The organism is Longispora fulva, assembly GCF_015751905.1.
Taxonomy (GTDB): domain Bacteria; phylum Actinomycetota; class Actinomycetes; order Mycobacteriales; family Micromonosporaceae; genus Longispora; species Longispora fulva.
The window spans coordinates 3687095-3710728 of record NZ_JADOUF010000001.1; the positions used below are offsets into that span (position 1 = coordinate 3687095).

Annotated in this window: 22 protein-coding genes; 5 read left to right on the top strand and 17 right to left on the bottom strand. The window is 74.0% G+C overall.

The window, feature by feature from the left end; translation table 11 throughout:
• Nucleotides 1-49 precede the first annotated feature (49 nt).
• Both IW245_RS16220 and IW245_RS16225 read right to left on the bottom strand, forming a co-directional pair.
• Nucleotides 50-2434 (bottom strand): ABC transporter permease, encoded by a 2385-nt coding sequence (locus IW245_RS16220; protein WP_197004016.1) that lies wholly within the window; start codon nucleotides 2432-2434, stop codon nucleotides 50-52.
• A 1-nt stretch (nucleotide 2435) separates the two neighbouring features.
• On the bottom strand, nucleotides 2436-3299 hold the full coding sequence (locus IW245_RS16225; RefSeq protein WP_197004017.1) for an ABC transporter ATP-binding protein: 864 nt from the start codon (nucleotides 3297-3299) through the stop codon (nucleotides 2436-2438).
• Between the two features lie 109 nt (nucleotides 3300-3408).
• On the opposite strand from IW245_RS16225, the gene IW245_RS16230 reads away from it, so the two are divergent.
• The 3 genes from IW245_RS16230 to IW245_RS16240 all read left to right on the top strand — a co-directional run bounded on the left by IW245_RS16230 (nucleotide 3409) and on the right by IW245_RS16240 (nucleotide 6407).
• Nucleotides 3409-4650, top strand: a complete 1242-nt coding sequence (locus tag IW245_RS16230) for a sensor histidine kinase (protein ID WP_233473105.1) — start codon at nucleotides 3409-3411, stop codon at nucleotides 4648-4650.
• The gene (locus IW245_RS16235; protein WP_233473104.1) at nucleotides 4635-5300 is read left to right on the top strand and encodes a response regulator; all 666 of its coding nucleotides are present in this window, start codon (nucleotides 4635-4637) and stop codon (nucleotides 5298-5300) included. Before IW245_RS16230 ends, IW245_RS16235 begins: the two co-directional genes overlap by 16 nt.
• A 72-nt stretch (nucleotides 5301-5372) precedes the next feature.
• The gene (locus IW245_RS16240) at nucleotides 5373-6407 is read left to right on the top strand and encodes an acyltransferase family protein (protein ID WP_197004019.1); all 1035 of its coding nucleotides are present in this window, start codon (nucleotides 5373-5375) and stop codon (nucleotides 6405-6407) included.
• Between the two features lie 57 nt (nucleotides 6408-6464).
• Here IW245_RS16240 and IW245_RS16245 read toward each other — a convergent pair whose 3' ends face one another.
• The 15 genes from IW245_RS16245 to IW245_RS16315 form a co-directional block, all read right to left on the bottom strand.
• On the bottom strand, nucleotides 6465-7427 hold the full coding sequence (locus IW245_RS16245) for an NAD(P)-dependent alcohol dehydrogenase (protein ID WP_197004020.1): 963 nt from the start codon (nucleotides 7425-7427) through the stop codon (nucleotides 6465-6467).
• Nucleotides 7424-7657, bottom strand: coding sequence for a helix-turn-helix transcriptional regulator (locus IW245_RS16250; RefSeq protein ID WP_197004021.1), 234 nt, complete (start codon nucleotides 7655-7657; stop codon nucleotides 7424-7426). The genes IW245_RS16245 and IW245_RS16250 overlap by 4 nt, the downstream gene beginning before the upstream one ends.
• Nucleotides 7651-8079, bottom strand: coding sequence for a hypothetical protein (locus tag IW245_RS16255; protein ID WP_197004022.1), 429 nt, complete (start codon nucleotides 8077-8079; stop codon nucleotides 7651-7653). The genes IW245_RS16250 and IW245_RS16255 overlap by 7 nt, the downstream gene beginning before the upstream one ends.
• An 84-nt stretch (nucleotides 8080-8163) precedes the next feature.
• On the bottom strand, nucleotides 8164-8796 hold the full coding sequence (locus tag IW245_RS16260; RefSeq protein ID WP_231399760.1) for a response regulator transcription factor: 633 nt from the start codon (nucleotides 8794-8796) through the stop codon (nucleotides 8164-8166).
• 13 nt (nucleotides 8797-8809) lie between these two features.
• Entirely contained in the window at nucleotides 8810-10291 is a 1482-nt protein-coding gene (locus tag IW245_RS16265) for a polysaccharide deacetylase family protein (RefSeq protein ID WP_197004024.1), read from the bottom strand.
• Nucleotides 10291-11454 (bottom strand): carboxylate--amine ligase, encoded by a 1164-nt coding sequence (locus IW245_RS16270; RefSeq protein ID WP_197004025.1) that lies wholly within the window; start codon nucleotides 11452-11454, stop codon nucleotides 10291-10293. The genes IW245_RS16265 and IW245_RS16270 overlap by 1 nt, the downstream gene beginning before the upstream one ends.
• Entirely contained in the window at nucleotides 11451-12608 is a 1158-nt protein-coding gene (locus IW245_RS16275) for an FAD-dependent oxidoreductase (protein ID WP_233473103.1), read from the bottom strand. The genes IW245_RS16270 and IW245_RS16275 overlap by 4 nt, the downstream gene beginning before the upstream one ends.
• Complete coding sequence (locus IW245_RS16280) at nucleotides 12605-13834, bottom strand: glycosyltransferase family 4 protein (RefSeq protein ID WP_197004027.1); 1230 nt, start codon at nucleotides 13832-13834, stop codon at nucleotides 12605-12607. The genes IW245_RS16275 and IW245_RS16280 overlap by 4 nt, the downstream gene beginning before the upstream one ends.
• Nucleotides 13831-15408, bottom strand: coding sequence for a tyrosine-protein kinase domain-containing protein (locus IW245_RS16285; protein ID WP_197004028.1), 1578 nt, complete (start codon nucleotides 15406-15408; stop codon nucleotides 13831-13833). The genes IW245_RS16280 and IW245_RS16285 overlap by 4 nt, the downstream gene beginning before the upstream one ends.
• Nucleotides 15408-16829: a hypothetical protein gene (locus IW245_RS16290; RefSeq protein WP_197004029.1), complete on the bottom strand. Its 1422-nt coding sequence runs from the start codon at nucleotides 16827-16829 to the stop codon at nucleotides 15408-15410. Before IW245_RS16290 ends, IW245_RS16285 begins: the two co-directional genes overlap by 1 nt.
• Nucleotides 16822-18435 carry a murein biosynthesis integral membrane protein MurJ gene (gene murJ / locus IW245_RS16295; protein WP_197004030.1) on the bottom strand — a complete coding sequence of 538 codons (1614 nt, stop codon included), beginning with the start codon at nucleotides 18433-18435 and terminating at the stop codon, nucleotides 16822-16824. The genes IW245_RS16290 and murJ overlap by 8 nt, the downstream gene beginning before the upstream one ends.
• Nucleotides 18432-19082, bottom strand: a complete 651-nt coding sequence (locus tag IW245_RS16300; RefSeq protein ID WP_197004031.1) for a sugar transferase — start codon at nucleotides 19080-19082, stop codon at nucleotides 18432-18434. The genes murJ and IW245_RS16300 overlap by 4 nt, the downstream gene beginning before the upstream one ends.
• Nucleotides 19079-19711 (bottom strand): acyltransferase, encoded by a 633-nt coding sequence (locus IW245_RS16305; protein ID WP_197004032.1) that lies wholly within the window; start codon nucleotides 19709-19711, stop codon nucleotides 19079-19081. The genes IW245_RS16300 and IW245_RS16305 overlap by 4 nt, the downstream gene beginning before the upstream one ends.
• Entirely contained in the window at nucleotides 19704-20831 is a 1128-nt protein-coding gene (locus IW245_RS16310) for a DegT/DnrJ/EryC1/StrS family aminotransferase (RefSeq protein ID WP_197004033.1), read from the bottom strand. The genes IW245_RS16305 and IW245_RS16310 overlap by 8 nt, the downstream gene beginning before the upstream one ends.
• Before the next feature lie 19 nt (nucleotides 20832-20850).
• The gene (locus IW245_RS16315; RefSeq protein ID WP_197004034.1) at nucleotides 20851-21888 is read right to left on the bottom strand and encodes a Gfo/Idh/MocA family protein; all 1038 of its coding nucleotides are present in this window, start codon (nucleotides 21886-21888) and stop codon (nucleotides 20851-20853) included.
• Between the two features lie 286 nt (nucleotides 21889-22174).
• On the opposite strand from IW245_RS16315, the gene IW245_RS16320 reads away from it, so the two are divergent.
• Nucleotides 22175-22897: a sensor histidine kinase gene (locus tag IW245_RS16320; RefSeq protein WP_197004035.1), complete on the top strand. Its 723-nt coding sequence runs from the start codon at nucleotides 22175-22177 to the stop codon at nucleotides 22895-22897.
• Nucleotides 22878-23552, top strand: coding sequence for a response regulator transcription factor (locus IW245_RS16325; RefSeq protein ID WP_197004036.1), 675 nt, complete (start codon nucleotides 22878-22880; stop codon nucleotides 23550-23552). Before IW245_RS16320 ends, IW245_RS16325 begins: the two co-directional genes overlap by 20 nt.
• Nucleotides 23553-23634 lie beyond the last annotated feature (82 nt).

Sequence of the window (23634 nt, forward strand, 5' to 3'; positions counted from 1 at the left end):
CACGGCCCGACGACCCCCGGGTGGGCGGGGGTCGTCGGGGCGGGCGGGGCTACTCCCGCACCCCGACCGCGCGCTGGCGCAGCGCCCACCGGGCCGGCAGCACGCTCGCGGCCAGGCCGAGGAGCACGCACGCCCCGATCACGCCGCCGACCTGGTCCCACGGGATCAGCAGGTCCACCGGCGCCTTCAACGCCTGCGAGATGCCGCTTCGCACCCCGATCAGCGCGGCGACCGACACCCCCAGCCCGAGGGCCGCGCCGATCCCGACCACCATGAGCGACTCGGCGGCCACCACCCGCAGCACCTGGCCGGCGGTGCCGCCGGACAGCCGCAGGACGGCGAAGTCGCGCCGCCGACCCGCCGTGGCCATGACCAGGGTGTTCGCGATCGCGATGCCGGTGTAGCCGACGGACAGGCCGATCAGGGTGAGCACGAAGATCCGGACCAGGACGTCGTCGCGGGCGGAACTGTCCGACTCGTAGTCCTTGCCGGCCACCGCGGTGGCGCCCAGGCCGGACACCGCGGCGCGCAGGTCGGCGAGGCCGACGCCGTCCACGTAGGCCAGTTCGGTCAGGGCCGCCGGGTCGTGGGCGCGGACCGTCGAGCGGGGCAGGAGGAGTTCCACCTCGGCGAGCGGGTCGATGACGGCGACGACGCGCAGGGTCGCGGTCCGGCCGTCGGCGAAGGTGACCGGCATCAGGTCGCCGACCGCCGCGGGCCGGCCGTCGGTCGCGGGTTCCGCGGCCACCACGACCGTGTCGTCCGCGCCGAGGTCGGCCAGGGAACCGGCGCGCACCACCGCGCGCACCGCGGCCGGGTCCACCCCGCCGGCCAGCCGGGTGCGCCCGCCGACGTACAGGTCGGTGGCCGTGTACGCGACCGTCCGCCCGGCGGGCAGCGCCGCCAGCACGGCGTCGGACAGGCCGGGCGTGCCGTCCGGGCGGACCACCGCCTGGTGTTCGACCGCCGTAGTGCCCCGGCTCCGGTAGGCGGCCGATACTGTCGCGACCTGGCCCAGGATCAGCGCGGCGAATCCGACCGTGACGATCACGGGGGCGGCGATCGACGCGGTGCGGCGCACGGCCGTCAGGCTGCTCTCCCTGGCCAGGATCCCGGTCGCGCCGGCCAGCCGGCCCAGGGGCCAGGTGACCAGGCGGACCACCGGCGGGATGACCACCGGCGCGAGCAGGGTCATCGAGACCATCAGCGCCATCGCGGCGAGCATCGACAGGACCATCATGTCCGTGTCCCCGGCCGCCGGGGTGGCCAGCGCGAACACGATCCCGACCGCGGCGCACAGGCCACCGCAGATCCACCGGGCCCGGGTCATCGGCCTGGTGTCCACCGCGGCCTCCCGCAGCGCCTCGACCGGACCGACCGCGCCGGCCCGCCGGGACGCCGAACCGGAGCCGAGCACCGCGACGAGCAGCCCGGCGCAGTACGCCGCCGCCACCGGCCACAGTGGTGTCCGGGTCACGAAACCGGGGGGCTCGAAGCCGACCTCGACCAGCACCCCGCCGAGGGCCGGGGCGACCAGGGCGCCCAGGGCCGCGCCGACCGCGCCGGCGAGCGCGCCGATCCCGAGCGCCTCGCCGTACACGGTGCGGCGGATCTGACGCGGGGTGGCCCCGATCGCGCGGAGCAGCCCGAACTCGCGACGCCGCTGGTTGGCCGCGAACGCGAACGTGGAGGCGACCACGAAGACCGTGCAGAACGCGGCGAGGCCGACCATCCCCGTCAGAACCTGGGAACCGATCTCCCGGGTACCGCTGACACTGTGCTCCTCCAACGCCGACCGCCCGTCCCCGGACAGCACGGTGCCCGCGCCACCGACCGCTGCGGTGATCGCCGCGACGCCTCCCGTGCCGCGCACCCCGAGGAGCCGGGTGCCGCCGGACAGGCCGGCCGCGACGTCGTCGGCCACGTACAGGCCGGGCCCGTCGACCGTGCCCGTCACCGTGTACGGCGCGGGCCCGGTCGCCGTGAGCACCGTGACCCTCGCGCCCGGGGCCAGGCCCGCCGACCGGCCGACGACGACCTCGCCGGGGGCCGTCGGCGCACGCCCGTCCCGGACCGGGTACGGCGCGAGTCCGGCCACCGACCAGGCGTGCCCCTGCGGGTCGCGGGCGTCGGGCCGGCCGAAGGGGCGGCCGTCGATCAGGAGTTGGGCGTAGAAGGCGCGCTCGGCGACCACTGCGGTCACGCCCGGGACGGCCCCGATCCTGTCGGACAGGGCGCGGACCGTATCCGGCGACCAGGGGGTGCCGGTCGACCGGACGTAGACGGGGGTGCCGGCGAAGCGTTCCGGGATCGTCGGCTTCGCCGACAGGTGGACGAGCAGGGTGCTGGCGATCAGGGCGACGCCCAGGGCGAGGGTGACGAACGTGCCGACGAAGCTGACCCAGCGCTGGCGGACGGTGGCGAGGGACAACATCTCAGGCCTCCCGACGGGCGTCGACCGGGGCTGCCGGGCCGGAGCCATCGGCGGGGGCCGACCCGCCGGGACCATCGGGCCGCCGGCGCGGTGCCCCGGTGCCGGCGGGCGACGGCCGGGCGGCGGTCGCCTCCAGGCGGGCCATCCGGGTGGCGACGGCCTCCGCGTCCAACCCGGACACCACGTCCACGACCCGGCCGTCGGCGAGGAACACGACCCGGTCGGCGTACCCGGCGGCGGCCGGGTCGTGGGTCACCATGATCACGGTCTGGCCGTGCCGGTCGACGGTGCCCCGCAGCAGCGCCAGCACCTCGTGCGAGGTGACCGTGTCCAGTGCGCCGGTCGGCTCGTCGGCGAACAGCACCGCCGGTCGGGTGACCAGCGCCCGGGCGATCGCGACCCGCTGCTGCTGGCCGCCGGACAGCTCGCTCGGCCGGTGCCCGGCCCGGTCGGCCAGCCCCACCTCCGCGAGCCCCGCGAGCACCCGGGCCCGGTCCGGGCGGCGGCCGGCGAGCCGGAGCGGCAGGGCGACGTTCTGCTCGGCGGTGAGCGCGGAGACCAGGTTGAACGACTGGAACACGAAGCCGACGCCGTCGCGGCGCAGCAGGGTCAGCGCGTGCTCGGACAGCGGGCCGAGGTCGGTGCCGGCCACGACGACCGTGCCGTCGGTCGGCCGGTCCAAGCCCGCCGCGCAGTGCAGCAGGGTCGACTTGCCGGAGCCCGACGGGCCCATCACGGCGGTGAACGTCCCGGTCGGGAAGGCCAGCGTGACTCCGTCGAGGGCGGTCACGGCGTTGTCGCCGGAGCCGTAGGTGCGCCGGACCGACCACAGTTGCACGGCCTCGGGGGTTGCGGAGTTCGTCATGCCGTCGATACTTCAGGGAACCGGCCGGCCGATCACTGGCGCGCGGTGGAGTCCCGGAGGTAACGCCAGCACTACCGCCCGGGCCCGACACGATGGGTACCGTCATGGCGTGACCGTCCGCACCGCCTGGCAGGCCCTGACCCGGAACCCGGTCAGGTTCCTCGCCTCGTCCTGGCCGCTGCGGTCCCTGGCCTACCTGCTCTCCGGCGTCCTCGTCGGGGCCGCGACCGCCGCGACGCTGATCGCCCTGCTGGTCGGCGGCGTCGCGTTCGCCCCGGCCGTCGTCGGCCTGGTGCTGCTGTTCGCGATCCTGCTGTCCGGCCTGGTCGTGGGCCGGTTCGAGCGGTGGCGGATGCTCCTCGTCGACCTCGACCGGGCGCCCGACCCGCACGCGGCGCCCGACCGCCCCGGCGTGCGGGCCTGGCTGACCACCCGGCTCCGCGAGCGGCAGACCTGGCAGGAGCTCGGGTACGTCGCGGTGTCCGTCCTCGGCCTGTGGTGGCTCGACTTCGGCGTGCTGGTCGTCTCGTTCTTCCTCCCGGGGCTGTGCGTGGCCTCCCTGTTCCTCGACCACTCGCTGCCGTGGTACGGCTTCGTCTTCGAGGTGGCGGCGGCCCCGGTGCTGATGGTGGTGGCCGCGTACCCGGTCACGGTGTGGGCCGGTGCCCGCGCCGCGCTGACCCGGGCCGTCCTGTCGCCCCGCGAGTCGGAGCTGGGCAGGCGGCTCGGCGAGGTGTCGCGGTCCCGCGCCCGGCTCGTCGACGCGTACGAGGTGGAACGCCGCCGGATCGAGCGTGACCTGCACGACGGCGCCCAGCAGCGCCTCGTCGCCCTGACCGTCCAGCTCGGCCTGGCCCGCCTGGACCTGCCCGCTGACTCCCCTGCGGCGATCCAGGTCGGCAACGCGCACGAGCAGGCGAAACTGGCCCTCGCCGAGTTGCGCGAACTCATCAGGGGCGTGCACCCGCAGATCCTGACCGACCGGGGACTGCCGGCGGCGGCCGCCGATGTGGCGGGCCGGTCCCCGGTGCCCGTCAGCCTGGATCTCGTCCTCGACGACCGGCTGCCGGCGTCGGTGGAGGCCGCGGCGTACTTCGTGGTCACCGAGGCCCTCACCAATGTCGCCAAGCACAGCGGGGCCAGCCGCGCGGCTGTCCGGGGCCGGGTGGTCGGGGACCGGCTCGTGCTGGAGATCCGCGACGACGGGGTGGGCGGCGCGGACCCGGCGGCCGGCAGCGGACTCGCGGGCCTGGCCGACCGGGCCGCCGCGGCGAACGGCACACTGGCCGTGTCGAGCCCGGCCGGCGGGCCGACCCTGGTCAGAGTGGAGCTGTCGTGCCTGGTGGAGTAGGCGGGCAGCTGCGGGTCGTCGTCGCGGAGGACTCCGTCCTGCTGCGGGCGGGGCTCGTCGGACTCCTCGAACGGTTCGGGCACACCGTGCTCGCCGCCGTCGGGGACGCCGGGGCCCTCGTCGCCGCCGTCGACGAGCACGGACCGGACATCGTCGTCACCGACGTGCGGATGCCGCCCGGCTTCACCGACGAGGGGCTGCGCGCGGCCGTCGCCCTCCGCGCCCGCCGGCCGGACCTGGCGGTGCTGGTGCTCAGCCAGTACGTGGAACAGACCTACGCCACCGAGCTGCTCGACTCCGGGCGGGGCGTCGGCGTCGGCTACCTGCTCAAGGACCGGATCGGGGACGTCACGGACTTCGCGGACGCCGTCGGCCGGGTCGCCGCCGGCGGCACCGTGGTCGACCCCGAGGTGGTCCTCCAACTGCTCAGCCTCCGCCGGGACCCGCTGCGCCGGCTCACCGCCCGGGAGCGCGAGGTGCTCGCCCTGATCGCCGAGGGCCGGTCCAACGCGGCGGTCGCCCGCGCGCTCGTCGTCAGCGACGCGGCGGTCGCCAAGCACATCAACAACATCCTGACCAAGCTGGACCTGCCCCAGGCCGAGGACGACCATCGACGGGTACTGGCGGTGCTGGCCTACCTCCGGGGCTGACGCCCCCTCCCCTTACCCGATGTTGACCTTGCTCTCAGTGTGTGCCCAGTTTCGGCGGGCACGGTGCACCGTATGCGTTCGGGATATTTCGACCTGTTGCGCGCGGCAGCGATCGCCCGCGTGGTGCTGTACCACAGCATGGGCTGGGCGTGGATCACCGTCGCGTTCCCGGCCATGGGGCTGATGTTCGCCCTGGCCGGCGCGCTGACGGCCGCCTCGCTGGACCGCGCCCCGACCGGGACGGTGCTCGGCCGGCGGCTGCGCCGGCTGCTGCCCCCGGTGTGGGCCCTGGCGGCCATGGCGGTGCCGGTGATGCTGCTGGCCGGCGAGTCCGCCTGGTCGCTCGGGTGGTGGCTGCTGCCCCTGCGCGACCCGCACCTCGCCGGCAGGCTCGCCCCGGCGCTGAGCATGATCTGGTACATCCGGGTGTACCTGTGGTTCATGCTGTGCTCCCCGCTGCTGCTCCGGGTGTTCCGCCGGTACCCGGTGGCGACGCTGCTGACCCCGTTCACGCTGCTCGTGGCGTTCACGGTGATCGGCTCCCGGGGCGGTTCGGTCCCCCAGGAACTGTGGGACCTGTCGCTGTACGGCACCTGCTGGCTGCTCGGCTTCGCCCACCACGACGGCCAGCTCCGCGCCGTACGGCCCCGGGTGTTCGCCGCCCTCACCGGGGTACTCGCCGTCGCCGGCCTCGCCTGGATCGCCACCCACCCGGGGCCCCGGGGCTTCGACCTCAACGACGACCCGATCGGCAACGCGCTGTGGTCGGCCGCCCTGGTCCTGCTGATGTTCCGCCTCGCCCCGCGCCGCGACCCGCTGCACCGGGCCCCCCGCCTGGCCGGGGTCGTCGCGTTCCTCAACCGCCGGGCGATGACGATCTACCTGTGGCACCAGATGGCCATCCTGTGCGCGGTGGCGCTCGCCGCGGCGGTGGGCGCGGTCCTCGACCGGGCGGAGTTCCTCGCGCTGGTGGTCGCCCTGCTGGCGGTGGCGGTGGCCGTCGTCGGCTGGGTCGAGGACCTGGCGGCCCGCCGCCCGGTCCGCGCGCCCCGGCTGCTCCGCGCGGCCGTGAACGGCGGCCGGCTCCGCGCCACGGCCCAGATCTAGCCACGGCCGCCGCCGGGCCGATCGCGCCACGGGTCCGCGGAACATGCCGGCGACGGTTCAGACGGTGATGACGACCTTGCCGCGTGCGTGGCCGCCCTCCAGGTACCGCACGGCGGCCGGGACCTCGGCCAGCGGGAACGTCCGGTCGACCACCGGCGTGACCTGGCCGGCCTCGACGAGCTCCCGGACGACCTCCAGGTCCCCGTGCCCCGGCCGCGCGAACAGCCCCTTGAGACTGTGCCCGACGAACGGCGACAGCAGCAGCGCCCGCAGCGTGCGTCCCACGGCCGCGCCGAACCAGCGCCCTCCGCCCTCACCGCCGACGAGCACGAGCGTGCCCCGCGCGGTCAGGGCCCGTCGGAGGACGGACAGCGGCCGGTTGCCGGCGGTGTCGACGATGAGGTCGTACCCGTCCGACAGGTCCTCGCGGGTGTAGTCGAGGACGTGGTCCGCGCCGAGTGACCGGACCAGGTCGGTCTTCGTCGGGCCGCACACGCCCGTGACGTGCGCGCCGAACGCCTTGGCCAGTTGGACCGCGAACGATCCCACCCCGCCGGCCGCGCCGATCACCAGGACCCGCTGTCCGGGTTGGACGCCGCCGGTGTCGCGGAGCGCCTGTAGGGCCGTGACGGCGGAGACGGGGACGGCGGCCGCCTGTTCGAACGTGAGGTTCGCCGGCATCGGGGCGATCCGGCTCTGCGGGGCCGCGGCGTACTCGGCGAAGGTGGCGTCGCAGTTGCCGTACACCGCGTCGCCAGGCCGGTAGTCGGTCACCTTCGTGCCGACCGACTCGACCGTGCCGGCGAAGTCCGTGCCCCGGACGGACACCTTCGGCCCGCGCAGGCCGTAACCGGTGCGCACCAGGTACGGCAGGCCGGTCATCAGGTGCCAGACGCCAGGGTCGACGGAGGCGGCGCGGATCCGGACGAGCACGTCGTCTGGGCCGACGGCCGGTCGGTCGATGTCGCGGAGTTCGAGCACGTCGGCGGTGCCGTAGCTGTCCTGGACGATGGCCTTCACGGGGTGTCCTCCTCCTCGGGCGGGTACTGGAACACGTCGTCGAGCCCGACCTGGAACACCCGGGCGATCTGGAACGCCATCTCCAGTGACGGCGAGTAGCGGCCCGCCTCGATGGCGATCACGGTTTGGCGGGTGACGCCGATCCGGTCGGCGAGGTCCGCCTGGGTCATCTCGCCGTGCGCGAACCGCAGCGCCCGGATCGTGTTCGTGACGCGGGTCGGCTTCACCATGACTGGAAGCCCCGCCGGTAGGCGACGATCTTCGCGGTGGAGCCCAGCAGGGAGGACAGCACGAAGGCCAGGTAGATGACGTTGGCGATCCAGAAGTGGTCCCATTTGAGCATCGCCATACCCATGGCGGTCACGCCGCCGAGGATGACGAAGGACGAGCCGATGTGCTCGCCGAGCCGGTTGATCTCCTTGTCCCGCTCGTCGGTGCGCCGCGCGCCCTTGGGCACGACGCCGCCGAACAGGATGTGCAGCACGATCGACGCCACGATCGCGCCGCCGATGGTCCACAGCAGGGTCGCGGCGTAGGGCGTGTCGGCGAGGGGCGCGTCGCCGGCGCGGCGCAGGATGAGGGTGGCGTAGATCGCGTACGCGCAGGTCGTGACCAGGACCATGATCCAGGCGCGTCGTTCTTCGGAGGACATCTCGACTCCTATGTACAACATTGTTGACACAGGAAATGTAAAGCAGCCCGGACATGATGTCAAGTTTTCTTAACACGACGGGTACTAGCGCATGCCGTGCCGGCGAGCCAGGGACACCGCCTCCAGCACCGAGTGGCAGTGCAGTTTCGTCAGGATGTTCTGGGTGTGGGTGCGGGCGGTGTTGGTCGACACGTACAGCTTCGCGGCGATCTCGGCCCGCGACAGCCCGTCGACCATGCACCGCAGCACCTCGCGCTCCCGGTCGGTGAGCACCGCCAGGGGGTCGCGGTCGAAGTCCGGGGGCCGGGTCAGCCGGTCGAGCACCAGGGCGAGGAGCCGGGGCGGCATCCAGGCCTCGCCGCGCACCACACCGCGCAGGACCCGGACCAGCTCCTCGGCGCCCACGGACTTGGGCAGCCACGCGGCGGCCCCGCCCCGGACGGCCGCCACGGTCTGGTCGGGGTCCTCGACGGCGGTCACCATGACGACCTTGATCGCGGGGTACCGCGCGCGGATCCGCTCGAGCACTGTCAACCCGCTGTCCTCGCCGAGGACGAGGTCGAGGAGGACGACGTCGGGCTGTTCGCGCGCGATCGCCGCGAGCGCGCCCGCACTGTCGGAGACCACCGGCAGGACCTCGATGTCGGGTTCCGCCGCCAGCCTGGTCGCGAGCGCCTCGGCGAAGACCGGGTGGTCGTCGACGAGGAGGACCAGCATGCTGTCCACGTCCTCAAGGATGGGCCCTTCCGGCCCACGATTCATCCCGCAAATGCTGTATGTCTTGCCTTGAAATAATGTGATTTGGTAAAATAGTTGGCCGTGTCGCGAGCGCCGGGGCTTCCGCGAGGGCGTAGACGACCCGACCGGAGTCCGCGGCCGGGCCGGTGACGGTCCAGCCGCCCTCGACCTGTTCGACCGTCGAGGCCGCCCGCTGCCGCCACCACGCGCTCACCTCCCCCGGGTTCGCCCACCACGCCCCCTCGTCGTCACGCACCGTGTCCAGCAGTCGGCGGTAGCCGGCGGCGGCCCTCGGGTCGGTCGCATAGTCGGGGTGGGTCAGGACCAGCATCATCCCGCCCCTGGCCCGGATCGCCGCCGCCTTGTCCAGCCACACCGACTCGTCCGGGTGGCCGAGAATCGTGAACAGGGTGTGATCCTGGGGCAGGGTGATCGGCAGCTCGACCAGGTCGCCGTTCGGGTACGGCAGCCAGCTGCACCCGCCGCCCGGCGTCGGCTCGTACGGGGCGGTGTCGTGGTAGGACATGTCGTAGTCGAAGCCGAGGAGGGGCATCCAGGCCCAGGTGCGCTGGGTGGCCGGGGAGCGGAAACCGACGGCGCCCCACCGGGCGGCGTACTCGCGCATCACCGGCAACCGGCGGCGCAGCGTCCGGCGCGAGCCCAGGTCGCGGCCGTCGTGCCGGACGCCGTGCACCCCGATCTCGCAGCCCTCCGCGCGCAGGCCGGCCAGGACGTCGTCAGCCACCGGGTAGCGCAGCGGGACGAAGTTCCACTCGGACGGGCGGCCGTGCTCGCGTTCGATGTCGCGCAACAGGTGCAGGTCGCGGCAGCCGGCGGCGGTCTCCACGTCGTGGGTGAGCACGACGGCCCAGGTGTGCCCGGCCGGCCACAGGTCCAGCCACGGCACCGGTTGGCCGGCGACATCCACGAGCAGCGCGAACAGCCGGTCCTGCAGGTCGTGCAACGCGGTCTCCACGGGCCAGGCCGGGAACGCCGGCACGCGGTGCAGCCGGGCGAACAACCTGCGGGCGGCGAGCTGGGCGCGGCGGGGCAGGGCAGGGCGTACCAGATAATAGGTTCTCACCAGCAGAGGGCGCAGTCGGCCGGCGCTCCGGTAGCCCTCGCTCCAGAACTGGTGCATCACCTCCCCCGGGTCGAACGGCAGGAACACGTCGCCGTCCCCGTCGCGCCACACCGAGGCGACGTGCCTGCCGCGGGCGTCCAGGATCGGCACGTCGACCCGCCAGTCGCCCGGACCGAGGAGCCGACGGGCGGTCCGGTCGGGCAGCACGTGCCCGAACAGCGGGGTGCCGTCGAGGTCGTGGCGGCCGGCGACGCCCCCGGACAGCGGCCAGCGCAGACTGCCGCCGCCGGGGCCGCGCACCGTGCCCACGTTCCGCTCAGAGCTGTCGATCATCCGGTACGGCACCCGGAAGTACTCGAAGAAGGCGAACCGGTGCGTGCTCGTGAACATCACAGCCTCCGGCTGGTGGCCAGATAGGGGCCCAGCGCGATCTCGTAGAGCGCCGGCAACGGGTCCGCCCAGGAGAAGACGGCCTCGGTGTGCACGTGCAGCAGGGAGGAGAGGTAGGCCCCGGTCCGCAGCCGGCCGGCCCGCCAGTCGACCACGGCGGTGGGCAGGTCGGTGGCGAGCCGGATCCACCGCACCCCGGTGCGGGCCCGCGTCGGCGGCAGAGGCCGGCCCAGCTGGTCGAGGAACAGCAGGTGGGCGAAGTCGACGCCGGCCGCCCGGCCCAGAGTGTGGTAACCCCAGGTGCGGGCGTTGACGTCGAGCAGCTTCGGCTCGCCGTCGCGCGGGTCCACCTTGTACTCGACCTCGACGAGGCCGTGGTACCCGATCGCGGCCAGGAACCGGGTCGAGGGCCCGTCGAGTTCCGGAGCCGACACGGTCTCCACGAAGGTGCTGGCACGGCCGAACTCCGACGGGTGCTGGCGCAGCCGGCGCGCGGCCATGCTGGCGGCCGGCCGGCCGTCGCGGAACAGCCCGCACCAGGCCAGCTGCGCCTCGCCGCCGCCAGGAATCAGCTCCTGCACGATCACCTCGCCCGCCGGCACGATCGCCGCGGCCCGGCGGAACGCCGCGACCAGGTCGGCCCGGCTGTCGGCCCGCCACGCCTTGACCCCGGTCGCGTAGAAGAAGTGTTCCTTGATCGCCGGCTTCACCGCGAACGGCCCGTCGACGTCGACCTGGGCCAGGTCCGCCTCGTCCATCGGGAACCAGGACCGGGGCGCGGCGATCCCGAGCTTCTGGGCCAGCCGGTAGGTCTCCCGCTTGTCCCAGGCGCACCGCACGCAGTCCCAGTCCGGTGTCGGCACCCGCCAGTGGCGGGCCAGGTCCGCGCGGTGCCGGGACAGTGCGGCGACGGTCTCCTCCCGGGTCGCGTACAGCACCCAGCCTTCCAGCCCGAACCGCCGCCGCAGCCCGGCCAGCGCGGCCAGGGTTCCCTCGTCGTCGCGCAGGCTGGCTACCCGCACCGCCCGCGACGTGTACCGCGACGCCGTCGAGATGGACCGCTCGTCGTCGAGCAGCACCACGGGCACGCCGTGCCGGCCGAGGCTGCGCACGATGCCCAGGCCCTGGTAGTCCCCGCCGATCACGACGGCCCCGGTCCTCACGGGACGACCACCCTGGTCAGCGCCCGGCTGGCGTACCAGGTGCCCGACACGAAACGCATGACCGGGCCGAAGGAGTACGCGGCAGGCGCGCCGAGGAAGTGCAGGCCCGCGACGCTGGACTCCAACCCTGGGCCCAGCACCGGATAGCCGTCGACCTGCCGCACCGCGCGGACCAGGTCGGCGGACAGGAACCCGTACTTCGCGATGTCCACCTGGAACCCCGTGCCGTAGATCAGGTGGTCGACGCGCGTCGTGCCGCCGTCGTCGAACTCCACCGCCAGACCGCCGCCCGCAGGCGCCGCCCGGCGCACGGCGCACGCCAGCCGGATCGGCACGTCGGCCAGCCGGTCGACGAGCCACCGCGCCCCCGCGGGTCGGATGGACCGCCGCGCCAGCCTGTCCCGCACGCCGCGGGGCAGCCGGCGGAACAGGTCCGGCACGGCCACCACGCGCGACAGGCCCATCGGTCCGACATCGGTCGGCGCGTAGACCAGCGGGGCCCACCGGCCCAGCATCCTGTGGTACCTGCCGCCGTGCAGCCAGATCAGACGGTCCCGGCGCACCACCAGCTCCGGCTCGGCTCCGGCCTCGCGCAGCAACGCCGCGGACTCCAACGCGCTCTGCCCACCACCGACGACCAGCACCCGGCGGCCGGCGAACCGGGACAGGTCCTGGTGCTCGCTGGTGTGCGAGACCAGCTCGCCGGACAGGTCCGCGAACTGGGCCGGCCGGCGCGCGAACGGCCCGATCCCCGCCGCGACGACCAGCCGCCGGGCACGCACCGTCTCCCCGTCCTCGAGGGTGAGCCGGAACCCGCCGGGTGCGCGGTCGACCCGGTCGACGGACCTGCGGTCCACGTCCGGGGCGACCCGGGCCTGCACCCACATCCCGTAATCGACGAACTCGTCCACCGGCACCGGCCGGTCGAGCCGCCGACCGGTGGCCGCCTGGTAGGAGTCCAGGGACAGCGGGCCGCGGTACTCCGCGATGCACGTCGCCGTCCAGTTCGACCGCAGCACCATCCCCTTCGGCATCGCCCGCCACAGCGCCATCGGGTCGCCGAGGACCCGCACGTCCGCGCCGGCCCGGCGCAGGTGCGCGGTCGCGGACAGCCCGTAGGGGCCAGCACCGAGCACGACCACATCCACGTTCACGTCGACCTCCCGGCCAGCAGCCCGCGGACGACCCGCAGGTACGACTCCTGTTGCCGCTCCCATGCGAACGACACCTCGATCCGCAACCGCCCGGTCCGCCCCATGTCCGCCCGGCGGTCCGGGTCGTCGAGCAGGTCCCCGATCAACCGGGCCATGTCCCCGGCGTCACCGGAGTGGGCGTACACCGCCGACGGGCCGGCCGCCGACCGGGTCTCGCGCGCGTCGAACGCCACGAACGGCAGCCCGAAGGCCATGTACTCCATGCCCTTCACCGGGGACACGATGTCCTCCAGATTCGAGTCGAACCCGAGGTCGGCGGTCGCCAGGTGGTCGAACACCTCCTCCTGGCCGACCCAGCCGGTGAAGGTCACCCAGTCGTCGACGCCCAGCGTCCCGGCCAGCCGCTCCGCCCCCGCGCGCGCGTCCCCGTCGCCCAGGAACACGAACTGGCAGTCGGTGCGCCCGTCGACCCGCACCACGTGGTGCACGACCCGCACCGCGAGGTCCAACTGGTCCTGCGGGCCCATCGCCCCGTGCCAGCAGCACAGGTACCGCCGGCCCCGCAGCTCGGGCCGGACCGCGCGCGGCCCGGTGCTGGCCAGGGCCGGGCCGTTGCCGACCACGGTCACGCGGTGCCGGCCGATCCCGCCGCGCTCGACGGCGAGGTCCACAGCCGTCCGGTTGACGGCCAGCACCTGGTCCGCGGACCGGTAGCTGGCCCGCTCCAGCCACAGCAGCAGCCGGTGCACGGGGCCGCGCCGGCCGAACCGCAGCTCGTACAGCTCGGGCGACTGGTCGCGCTGGTCGAGTAGCACGGGCGTGCCGGTGAACGTCCGCAGCGGCGCGGTCACCGTGAAAAAGATGTCCGGCGTGCTGGTGATCTGGACGACATCGAACCGGTCGGTGACCAGCAGCTTCCCGATCAGCCATGCCGTGGCCAGCCACGCCTTCGCGTACTCCCGGACGAAGCCCAGGGTGCTGCCGTTGTCCGGCGCGGGCCGGTAGTCCAGCACCCGGACGCCGTTTACCGACGCGTTGCCCGGGTCGCGGGGGCAGATCACCGTCACCCGGTAGCCGGCGGCCAGGAGCGCGCGGGCCTGTCGCCGCAGCCGGGCGTCCCTGGCGAGTGGCACGTTCTCCACGACCAGCAGGACGTGCGGGCGGGTCGCGCGGGCGGCACGCATTCCGGCGGCGACAGCGGGAACCACGCCCGGTCCGGTGGTCACCGCCGGCTCCAGGGAGCCCAGTGCCGGGGCAGGTCGATCTCGTGGTTGTCGACGCCGGTCGCCGTCGTGCCGGCGTGCCGGCGTGCCGCTTCCGACTCGCGACCGCCGGCCCGGACCGCGGCACCGGCACGGGCCGGGTCGCCGGTGCGGGCCGGGTCGCCGGTGCGGGCCGGGCCGGGGACTGTGCCGGGAACCGCGTCGGGTACGGCGCCTCGGGCCGGGTCAGGGTCCGTGGCGGTCGGCTCCCGCAGCCGGAACCGGAACAGCTCCACATCGGACGGTGTCCGCGACGCGTGCAGCCGTCGCCGCCGGCCGACGTTGTCCAGCACACAGCCGACCACCAGGCCCTGGTTCTCGTGCAGGGCCCGCACGGCGCGCTGGACCTGGCTCCGGGTGGTCCGCCGCGCGTCGGCGACCAGCACCAGCCCGTCGGCGGCGTCGGCGAGCACCTCGACATCGGGGCCGTCGAGAACCGCCGGGGCCTCGATGAGCACGACGTCGGCCTGGTGCCGCAGCGCGTTCAGCAGCCGGTGCACAGCCGGTGACTGCAACAGGGCGCCGACGTCGTGTCCGACCCGCCCGCCGGGCAGCAGCCGCAGCCCGGGCACGTCCGTGGCCCGCAGCGTCTCGTCGAGTTCGGCGTCCCCGTCGATCATGTCGCTGAGGCCGATCCCATTGTCGACCCCGAGCATGTCGGGGGTACGGGGCCCGGCCGGGTCCGCGCACACGAGGATCACCCGCCGGCCGCCGAGCGCCAGCGCGGCGGCGAGGTTCGCGGCGACGGTGCCCCGGTCCTCGTCCCCCGGGCTGGTGACCAGCACTGTCGTTCCGGTCCGGTTGCGGACGTGCGGCACGGCGCGCAGCAGCCGGGTGCGCAGTTCCCGGTAGGTGTCGGCGGGGCCGGAGAAGGGACTGTGCACGATGGCCAGTCGACCGGCGGGGTCGCGCCCGGTGCCCCGGAACGCCGGGATCCGGGCCAGTACGGGCACGCCGGCGTACCGTTCCAGGTCGGCCGCGCCGCGCAGCCGGTCGTCGAACCGGTGCCGGAGCAGCGCGACCCCGACCGCGAGGCTCAGCCCGACGAGCAGCGCCACGGACAGGTCCACGGCGTGGTTGGGGCTCGCCGGGGTACGGGGCGCCAGCGCGGGGGTGATGATCCGTGCCGTCTGCGCGGACCGGTATGCCACGTACGCGTCCGCGACCGCCTGCGCCCGCCGTTGCGCGTCGAGCGGGGCAGCCCGCGTGGAGGCGATCCGCAGCACGTGGGTGTCCACGGGCACCGTGACCGACAGCCCGCCGCCCAGGTCCTCGGCGGTCAGGCCGAGCGTCGCCGCGGCCCGGTCGAGCACCGCCAGGGACGAGGCGACGGTGCGCTCGGTGCCCATGTCGGGCGCCAGGTTCGAGGCCGCGGGCGCGGTGACCAGCACGTCGGCCGTCGCCCGGTACACCGGGGACCGCGACCAGGACATGGCCGCCGCCCCGGCCAGTACTGCGAGGGTGATGGCCACCATCCAGGCCAGGTGCCCCAGCACCCGGCGGGCGGGCAGTCCGGCGTCGTGCGCTGCGTGTGCCATCAGGCACCCCCTTGGTCGTCGCGGGCGGCCCCGCCGAGACCGGCGAGGGCGAGGAGTCCGAAGAACGCGTCGGCGGATCCCCGGTAGGTCAGGTGCGGGTCGAACGCCATCAGCACGACGATGACGGCGATCCCTGCGAACGCGCCGGTCGCCGCCGCGCCCCGGGCGGACGTCAGGTCCCTGGCTGCCCGCCAACCCGCCCTGGCGACGACGTTCGCGAACCACAGGAAGCTGCACAGCAGCGGGATCCCGCCGCCCCACAACAGCCAGGTGTACCCGCTCTCGATCCACACGTACCCGGTGATCTGGCTGGACACCGGTACCCTGGCCGAGGGCCGGACGCCGAGCACGAAGTTCCACCGGGAGAAGAGTTCCGGCCAGAAGTAGGTGCGCAGGTTGTTCAGCCGGCCGACCCAGCTCGCGGGTACCCCCGAAGCGGACTGGAAGCCGGACAACCGGCGCTCGATGACCGGGCGCAGGATCGGGTAGGCCAGCAGCGACCCCGGGATCGCCAGCAGGGTCAGGCCCGGCGCGCCGGACACGAACGCCACCGCGACGATTCCCACGAACAGGCCGATCGTGCTGGAGAACTCCCCTGCCGCCAGCGCGCCGAACACGAACACCAGGAAGGCGGCGGCCAGGAGCATCCGCTGGCGCGCGGCCGAGGTGCGCACCCACAGCCCACGGGCCACGGCCAGGTTGAGGATCATCAGGTCGGCCGTGGCGCCGGGCAGGCTGAGCGTGGAGCTGGCCTGGTTGGCGCGGAGTTCCCGGTCGCTGGCACCGAACAGGTCGTAGAAGCGCACAAGCATGCCCTGCACGCCGAAAATGCCGAGCGCTTCCAGGACGCCGATCAGCCCGACCACGCCGGCGGCCGCCAGGGACAGCCACAGGCACCGGCGCACCTGGGCCTCGGTGCCCACGCCGTAGCGGACGATCGCGTACACGAACAGGTACTTCCACAGCACCAGGGCGTGCAGGATGTCGTCCCGGGAGATCTCGCGCTGGATGAGACCCATCCAGGCCAGCGGCAGGATCGAGCTGGTCACGGCGAGCAGCAGGATGGCCACCTCGACCCGGTTCGGCCGGGGCAGCCGGACCGCGCCTCGCCAGCGCACGACGGCCCGGAGCGCGAGCGTGCCACCGAACAGCAGCAGCAGGACCTCGCTGGGGCGCAGCACCGGGATCAGGCCGCCCCGGTCGATGCCCGCGACGAGCGGGGTCACGCCGATCAGCCCGTAGGCGGCGACCACCGGACGCCACCACACCACGGCGGCGAGAGCCAGCACCACGACGCACAGGAGCACCGGAACCGGCAGCAGAACCACCGCCGCGCCCAGGAGCACCGCCGCCGGCAGCGCCGCGAACGGCACCACGCGGGCTAGCCCCGGGGCGAACAGCGCGGTCCCGGGGCTAGCCACCGCGCACCCCCGCGACGGGCCGCGACGTCCTGCCCAGCAGATGTGACATGCCACCCGCGACCTCGGCCAGTTCCGGGGACCGCAGCAGGCTCTGCGTGCCGACGAACACGGCGACCGCGACGGCCAACGCGGCGACCAGGCCGACGGCGCGACCGGCCGGCCCGAGCGGTCCACGCAGGAGTACGGCCGTCAACCACGCCGGCCCCGCCATCACGACCGCACCGGCCACGGTCCGACCCAGTCCCGGGGCGAGGCGTGTCCCGGCCGTTCCCGGGGTGAGGATGTCGCCGGGCCGGGCCGCCGTCACCCGCCGGACGTGCCGGGCCAGGTGCGTGCCGCCGGCCGCCGCGCCGGCCGAATAGGCCAGGCCGAGCACCACGAGCAGCGCCGGCCCGGGCACCAGGAACCCGACGCAGGCCACGGCCAGGCTTGTCCCCACCTGCACCACCGTGGACCGCAGCGGCGCACCGGTGTCGCCCCGGGCGTAGCAGGCGTAGGTGTTGATCCAGAACACGGTCTCGCCGACCACGGCGGCGGCCAACGCGGCGAGCGCCAGCGCGACCATGGTCACGCCGGCCGCCGTGCCCATCCGGCCGAGTGCGACGACCCGGGCCAACGGTGCGGCCAGTACCAGGTAGAAGGCTGCGGTGGGCACCGTGACGAACAGCCCCAGGCCCAGCCCGCGCGCCAGGGTGGCGGCGAACCGCCCCGCGTCGCCGTCGAGGTGCATCCGGGCGAGCCGGGGCAGCATGGACAGTGCGACGGGCGCGGCGCCGAGGGCGTTGGCGACGTACACGAAACTCAACGCGAGTTGGAAGGCGACCACGCCGCCGGGGATCCGGTTGGCCAGTACCAGCAGGATCAGCAGTTCGCCGGCGGCGAGGCCGGCCTGGGCCACGGACGGCAACGCCCGGCGAAGCAGCTTCCGGGCCTCGGGGTCGCGCCAGCCGGCCCGGGGCACCAGGGTGACGCCGACCCGCCCGGCGCCCCACCACTGCACGGCGGCGTGCAGCCCGACGGCGCCGGTCGTGCCGAGGCCGAGGAACAGCACGCCTCCGACCCCCGACGCGTAGCCGGCGAGCACGGCCAGGATGCCGGCGTTCTCCAGCGCCGGGGCCGCCGCGGCCAGCGCGAACCTGCGGTGCGCGTTCATCACGGCGACGGAGGTGGCGATCAGGCCGTAGCAGAAGATCTGGGGCACGAACAGCGCCACGAGCAGGCGACCGGTGGCCTCCTGCCCGCCGCGCAGTGCCAGGGGTCCGAGTGCGACGGCCAGCGGCGCGAGCGCGGCCAGACCGAGCAGCGCCATGCCGAGGAAGCCGCCGGCCAGCCGGCGCGACGCCGGGCCGTCCCCCAGGTCGATGTGCCGGACCAGGGCCGGCACCAGCAGCGACGAGAACAGCGAGCCGCCGAGGAAGCCGTAGAACACCAGATTGGGCAGGGAGTTGGTGAACTGGTAGGTGTTGCCGAAGTACGTCGGGCCGAGCACCGCACCCACCATCGCGAACCGCAGCACGCCCGTGGCCCGGCTGACCGCTGTCCAGCAGGCGACGCTGATCGAGTCGCCGGTCACCGCCGCCGCCGAGTCGGCCGGGCCGGCCCTCATGTCGCGCCACCGGCCGAGAGCACCACGATCACGGTGCGCGCCAGGATGCGCAGGTCCATCCCGAAGGTGTGCTCGTCGACGTAGCGCAGGTCGAGTGCCATCCGCTGGGTCAGGGTGAGCCGGTTGCGACCGCTGACCTGCCACAGGCCGGTGATGCCGGGCCGCACGGCCAGCCGCCGTCGGTAGCCGGGGTCGAGCAGCTCGAGTTCCCAGTCCAGCATCGGGCGCGGACCCACCAGGGACATCTCGCCGCGCAACACGTTGAACAGCTGGGGAAGTTCGTCGATGCTGGCGCGCCGCAGCACCCGGCCCACGCGGGTCACCCTCGGGTCCGTGATCGGCCGGACCGCGCCGTCGCGGAGTTCGGTGGTGACGAGGTCACGCAGGATCGCGTCGTCGCAGTTCGCGACCATGGTGCGGAACTTGTACATGACGAAGGGTTCTCCGTCCCGGCCGAGCCGGGACTGCCGGAAGATCACGTCACCCGGCGAGCTGAGCCGGACGAGCAGCGCCGCGACCAGCAGCAGCGGGAGGAAGACCAGCACGCACACCGCGCCGGCGAGGACGTCGAAGACCCGTTTCGCCGAGGGCGGCGCGGGGCGGTGCCGCACGGCGGGTGCGGAGCGCGGCAGGCGGTGCGTCGTCACGCCGACACCTCCCTGAGCCGGTATCGGCCGGTCGACGTCGGCTCGGGTCGCACCCGGTGCCCGATCGCGGTCAGGTCGGCCACCTCGCCCCGCACGACGGCCGGGTTACCGAACGCGACCACATGGGCGGGGACGTCCCGGGACACCACGGCCCCCGCGCCGATCAGGGCGCCGGGGCCGATCCGCACGTACGGCAGGATCGTGGCGTTGACGCCGATCTGCGCGCCGGCCCCGATCCACGGACCCGACATCAGTCGCGCGGAGGCCGGCTGGCCGGGGTAGAGGTCGTTGGCGATCGTGACGCCGGGGGCGAGGAACGCGTCGTCCTCGATCTCCGTGAACTGGGCGACGTAGCAGTTCGCGTGGATCTTCACCCGGTGTCCGATCCGGCAGCCGTAGTCGATCACGGTGTTGCTCCACACGGACACGTCGTCGCCCAGGACGCAGTCCTCCCGGACCACCACGTTGTGCCCGGACTCGAAGCGGTCCCCGATCCGGGCGCCCGCGTAGAGCACGGTGCCGCTGCGCACCCGGGCCCTCGCGCCGAGCACCAGGTCCCCCGCCGCGCCGCGCGCCGGCGGATAGCCGAGGAGCACCCCGTCATCGGCCAGCAGTTCCCGCTCAGCCATCGTCGGGACCTCCGGAGCCAAGCACCTCCGCGAGCGCCTTGCACACCCGCAGCACGTGTTCCTCGCCCATGTGCGGAAACACCGGCAGCGACAGCACCTCGCGGGCGGCGAGCTCGGCGACCGGGAGGGGGCGCGTCGCGTACCGCCGCATGCCCTCCTGCTCGTGGCACGGCACCGGGTAGTGCACCCCCGTCTGCACCCCCAGGGCCGCCATCCGCCGCTGGACGAGGTCGCGGTGCGGCACCCGGACGACGGCTAGGTGGTAGACGCCCCGGGTGCCGGGGGTCTCCTCGACGAGGCGGACCGGTCCGTACTCGAACGCCTCCGCGTACCGGGCGGCGACGGCCCGGCGCGCCTCGTTCCAGGCGTCCAACCGGGCCAGCTTCGCCGACAGGACCACGGCCTGCACGGCGTCCAGCCGGCTGTTCATGCCGACCGCCACGTGTTCGTGGTGCGAGCCGGTCGCCCGACCGTGGTCGCGCAGGCACAGCAGCCGGTCGGCGAGGTCGGGGTCCGAGGTCACGACCGCGCCGGCGTCGCCGAACGCGCCGAGGTTCTTGCCCGGGTAAAAGCTGAAGCACCCGGCCGCGCCGATCGAGCCGGCGCGCCGGCCGCGCCAGGTGGCCCCGTGCGCCTGGGCGGCGTCCTCGACGACCGTGAGGCCCGCGCCGTCGGCGAACCGGCAGATCCGGTCCATGTCCGCCGTCTGCCCGTAGAGGTGCACGACGATCACGGCCCTGGTCCGGGGCGTGACGGCGGCCTCCACCGTCTCCGGGGTGAGCTGCAGGGTGTAGGGGCTGACGTCCGCGAACCGGGGCCGGGCCCCCGCGAGGACGACGGCCTCCGCCGTGGCCACGAACGTGTTGGTGGGCACGACGACCTCGTCGCCGGGCCCGACGCCCAGGGCCATCAGGGTCAGTTGCAGCGCGTCCGTGCCGTTGGCGACGCCCACGGCGTGGGACGTGCCGCAGTACTGCGCCCAGGACCGCTCGAACTGTTCCACCGCCCTGCCGCCGATGAACTGGCCCTCGTCGAGGAGCCGGTCCCAGGCGGCCCGGACGGCGGGGCGGATCTCCGCGGTCATGGCGTTCAGGTCGGTGAACGGCACCTGCTGGTTCATGGCTGGTTCCGATCTCTCGTCAGGCGGCGACCCGCGCGGGGCCCTCCGCCATGGCCTCCTCGATCCGCACCGGCCGGCCGCGGTCGAGCGAGATCTGGGCGGCCTCCAGTACCGCGACGACGGCCAGGCCGCTGGCGCCGTCGGTCAGCGGGACCGCGCCGGTGGCGACGCACTCCACGAAGTGCCGGTCCTGCACCCCCAACGGCTCGTCGGGGGCCACGAAGGGGGCCACGATGTCGCCGTACCGGTAGGACATCGGCGGCTGGGTGCGGCTGTCGTCCTCCGAAGGGAGGGTGATGCCCTTGTCGAGGACGCGGATGCGCTCCTCGGCGATGTCGTCGTAGACGGCCATCTTCGCGCTGCCGACCGCGACGACCCGGCGGACCTTGGCCGGGTCGAGCCAGCTCACGTGGATGTTCGCGGACAGGTCCCGGTCGGCGTAGAACAGCCGCAGGTAGGCGACGTCCTCGAACTGGTGGTGCGCGTGGTGTGACGCCCAGGCCTGCACGGCCACCGGTGCGACGCCGAGCACGTAGTTGACGATCGACACGTCGTGCGGGGCCAGGTCGTAGATGACGTTGACGTCGCGCTGGTACAGCCCGAGGTTGAGGCGGGCACTGTCCAGGTAGTACACCTCGCCCAGTTCGCCCCCGCGCACCAGGTCCCGCAGCTTCCACACCGCCGGGTTGTACTCGAACGTGTGCCCCACCATCAGCGTCACGCCCGCGTCGGCGGCGGCCCGGTCCAGCCGGTCCGCGTCGGCCACCGTCGTCGCGAGCGGCTTCTCGACCAGGACGTGTCTGCCCGCACGGATCGCCTCCAACGCGACGGCGACGTGCGTCGTCGGCGGTGTGGCGACCACGAGCGCGTCCACGTGCTCCAGCGCCTCGCCGACGGACCCGAACCGCAGGTCCGCCGGGTAGCTGCGCGCCAGGCTCCGCAGCCGGTCCTCCACGGGGTCGATCATGACCACCGCGTCCACGCCCTCGGTCGCGTGCAGGACCCGGACGTGCTTGGAGCCCCAGTACCCGCAGCCGACCACCCCGACCCGCACCATGGCGACGCTCCCTCCGGTCCGAGCCGACGCCTCCGCGCGACTCGATCACCAAAGTGACGCTAATACCGCTTAAGGGAGAATTCCTCCGCCAGCTGACGTAGCCGCTCTCATGCGAACGCGGGAGAGCCCGGGGTGGTTACCGACCAGATTGGAAGTTTACGGAGCAGGTTAGAGGTCGGGTCGGGTCTGGTGTGACCGGCGGCCCGGCCCCGCCGCCGGGGGCTACGTTGAACCAGGAACACCAGGTCACACGCCGCCACTGCACATGCACTCCTCGGAGGACACTGTGGAGCTCGAGAGCACGGACACCACGTTTCGCCGGTTGGCGAACCTGACCCGGGTCAGGCCCCGGGTCGACGCCGCCCGCCGGCGCGAGCTACGCCACGACATCCGGCACGAGCTCGCGACGATCGGACTCCTCGCGAGCCTGCTGACCGACGCGGAGGACATTGGCGACACGAACCGCAGCCGGGTCAAGCAGCTCCAGCTGGAGACGGCGTGGCTCGACGAGCTGTTGCAGGCCTACGACCGCGAGCACGCCGACCCCGAGGACCTCTGGTCCCCGCCCGTCGAGCGGGTCCGGGTCGACGTCCTGGCCGCCGAGGCGGTCACGGCGCTCCGGCTGACCAGCCCCGCGCGGTTCCGGTTCGAGGCCGACCCCGCCGTCGCGTACGCCAACCGGCTCCGGCTGTGGCGGGCCCTGCGCAACCTCATCGACAACGCGTCCAGCGCCGCCGGTCCGAGCGGAACCGTCAGCGTGCGGGTCGGCACCGAGGACACCTGGACCCTCGCCCAGGTCGACGACGACGGCCCCGGCTTCGGCCGGGAACCGACCGGACTCGCCTCGACCGGGCTCGGCGTGGTGCGCGCCTTCGCCACCGACATGGGCGGCCGCCTGGAACTGCGGACCAGTCGGCTGGGCGGCGGCTGCGCCCGGATCCTGCTCCCCGGGGTGGACGACCCGGGCGGGCTGTACAGAGCGGACGCCGATGCGGGTACTCATCTGTGACGACCACGCCGTGTTCGCCGAATCCCTCGCCCTGGTCCTCCATGAGCGCGGCTACGACATCGTCGCGGTCACGCACACCCCCGACGAGGCCATCGCCGCGCTGCCGACGGCCGCGGTGGACCTGTGCGTGCTCGACGTCGGCTTCGGCCCGGCGAGCATCCTGCCCCGGCTCGCCGAACTGCGGGCCGCGGCGCCCGACGCCGGCATCGTGCTGCTCTCGGCGGGACTCGACTCCCGGGTGGTCGACGCCGGACTCGCAGCGGGGGTACGCGGCTTCGCGCACAAGAGCGGCCACATCGCCGACATCGTGGTCACCATGGGCCGGGTGGCGGCCGGCGAGCTCGTCTTCGACCCGGCCATCCCCCGCCACCCCGCCCACGGCGGCCCGGTGGCCCTGCGGCTCGCCGACGCGCTCACCGCGCGCGAACGCCAGGTGCTCGGCCGGCTCGTCCGGGGCGAGGACACCAGGGCGCTCGCCGGCACGCTGGGCGTGAGCTGGGCGACCGCCCGCAGCCACGTGCAGAACATCCTCACCAAGCTCGGCGTCAACTCCCGGCTGGAGGCCGTGACCCTGGCCATCCGGTGCGGCCTGGTCGACCCGGACACCGGCGCGTGGCTCCCGGGCGGCGGGTCCGGCCCCTCCCAGGCGTCGTAGTCGCTCCCCTGACATCCCTGGCGTAGTCGCTCCCCTGACATCTCTGGTCAGGGGAGTCTTTCCGTGTCCGGTTTCACGTCGG

Bases quoted from the DNA above. Each gene is read 5' to 3' on its own strand.
- IW245_RS16220 (WP_197004016.1), bottom strand. From the start codon at position 2,434: ATGTTGTCCCTCGCCACCGTCCGCCAGCGCTGGGTCAGCTTCGTCGGC.
- IW245_RS16225 (WP_197004017.1), bottom strand. From the start codon at position 3,299: ATGACGAACTCCGCAACCCCCGAGGCCGTGCAACTGTGGTCGGTCCGG.
- IW245_RS16240 (WP_197004019.1), top strand. From the start codon at position 5,373: ATGCGTTCGGGATATTTCGACCTGTTGCGCGCGGCAGCGATCGCCCGC.
- IW245_RS16250 (WP_197004021.1), bottom strand. From the start codon at position 7,657: ATGGTGAAGCCGACCCGCGTCACGAACACGATCCGGGCGCTGCGGTTC.
- IW245_RS16255 (WP_197004022.1), bottom strand. From the start codon at position 8,079: ATGTCCTCCGAAGAACGACGCGCCTGGATCATGGTCCTGGTCACGACC.
- IW245_RS16260 (WP_231399760.1), bottom strand. From the start codon at position 8,796: ATGCTGGTCCTCCTCGTCGACGACCACCCGGTCTTCGCCGAGGCGCTC.
- IW245_RS16265 (WP_197004024.1), bottom strand. From the start codon at position 10,291: ATGTTCACGAGCACGCACCGGTTCGCCTTCTTCGAGTACTTCCGGGTG.
- IW245_RS16285 (WP_197004028.1), bottom strand. From the start codon at position 15,408: ATGGCACACGCAGCGCACGACGCCGGACTGCCCGCCCGCCGGGTGCTG.
- murJ (WP_197004030.1), bottom strand. From the start codon at position 18,435: ATGAGGGCCGGCCCGGCCGACTCGGCGGCGGCGGTGACCGGCGACTCG.
- IW245_RS16305 (WP_197004032.1), bottom strand. From the start codon at position 19,711: ATGGCTGAGCGGGAACTGCTGGCCGATGACGGGGTGCTCCTCGGCTAT.
- IW245_RS16310 (WP_197004033.1), bottom strand. From the start codon at position 20,831: ATGAACCAGCAGGTGCCGTTCACCGACCTGAACGCCATGACCGCGGAG.
- IW245_RS16315 (WP_197004034.1), bottom strand. From the start codon at position 21,888: ATGGTGCGGGTCGGGGTGGTCGGCTGCGGGTACTGGGGCTCCAAGCAC.
- IW245_RS16325 (WP_197004036.1), top strand. From the start codon at position 22,878: ATGCGGGTACTCATCTGTGACGACCACGCCGTGTTCGCCGAATCCCTC.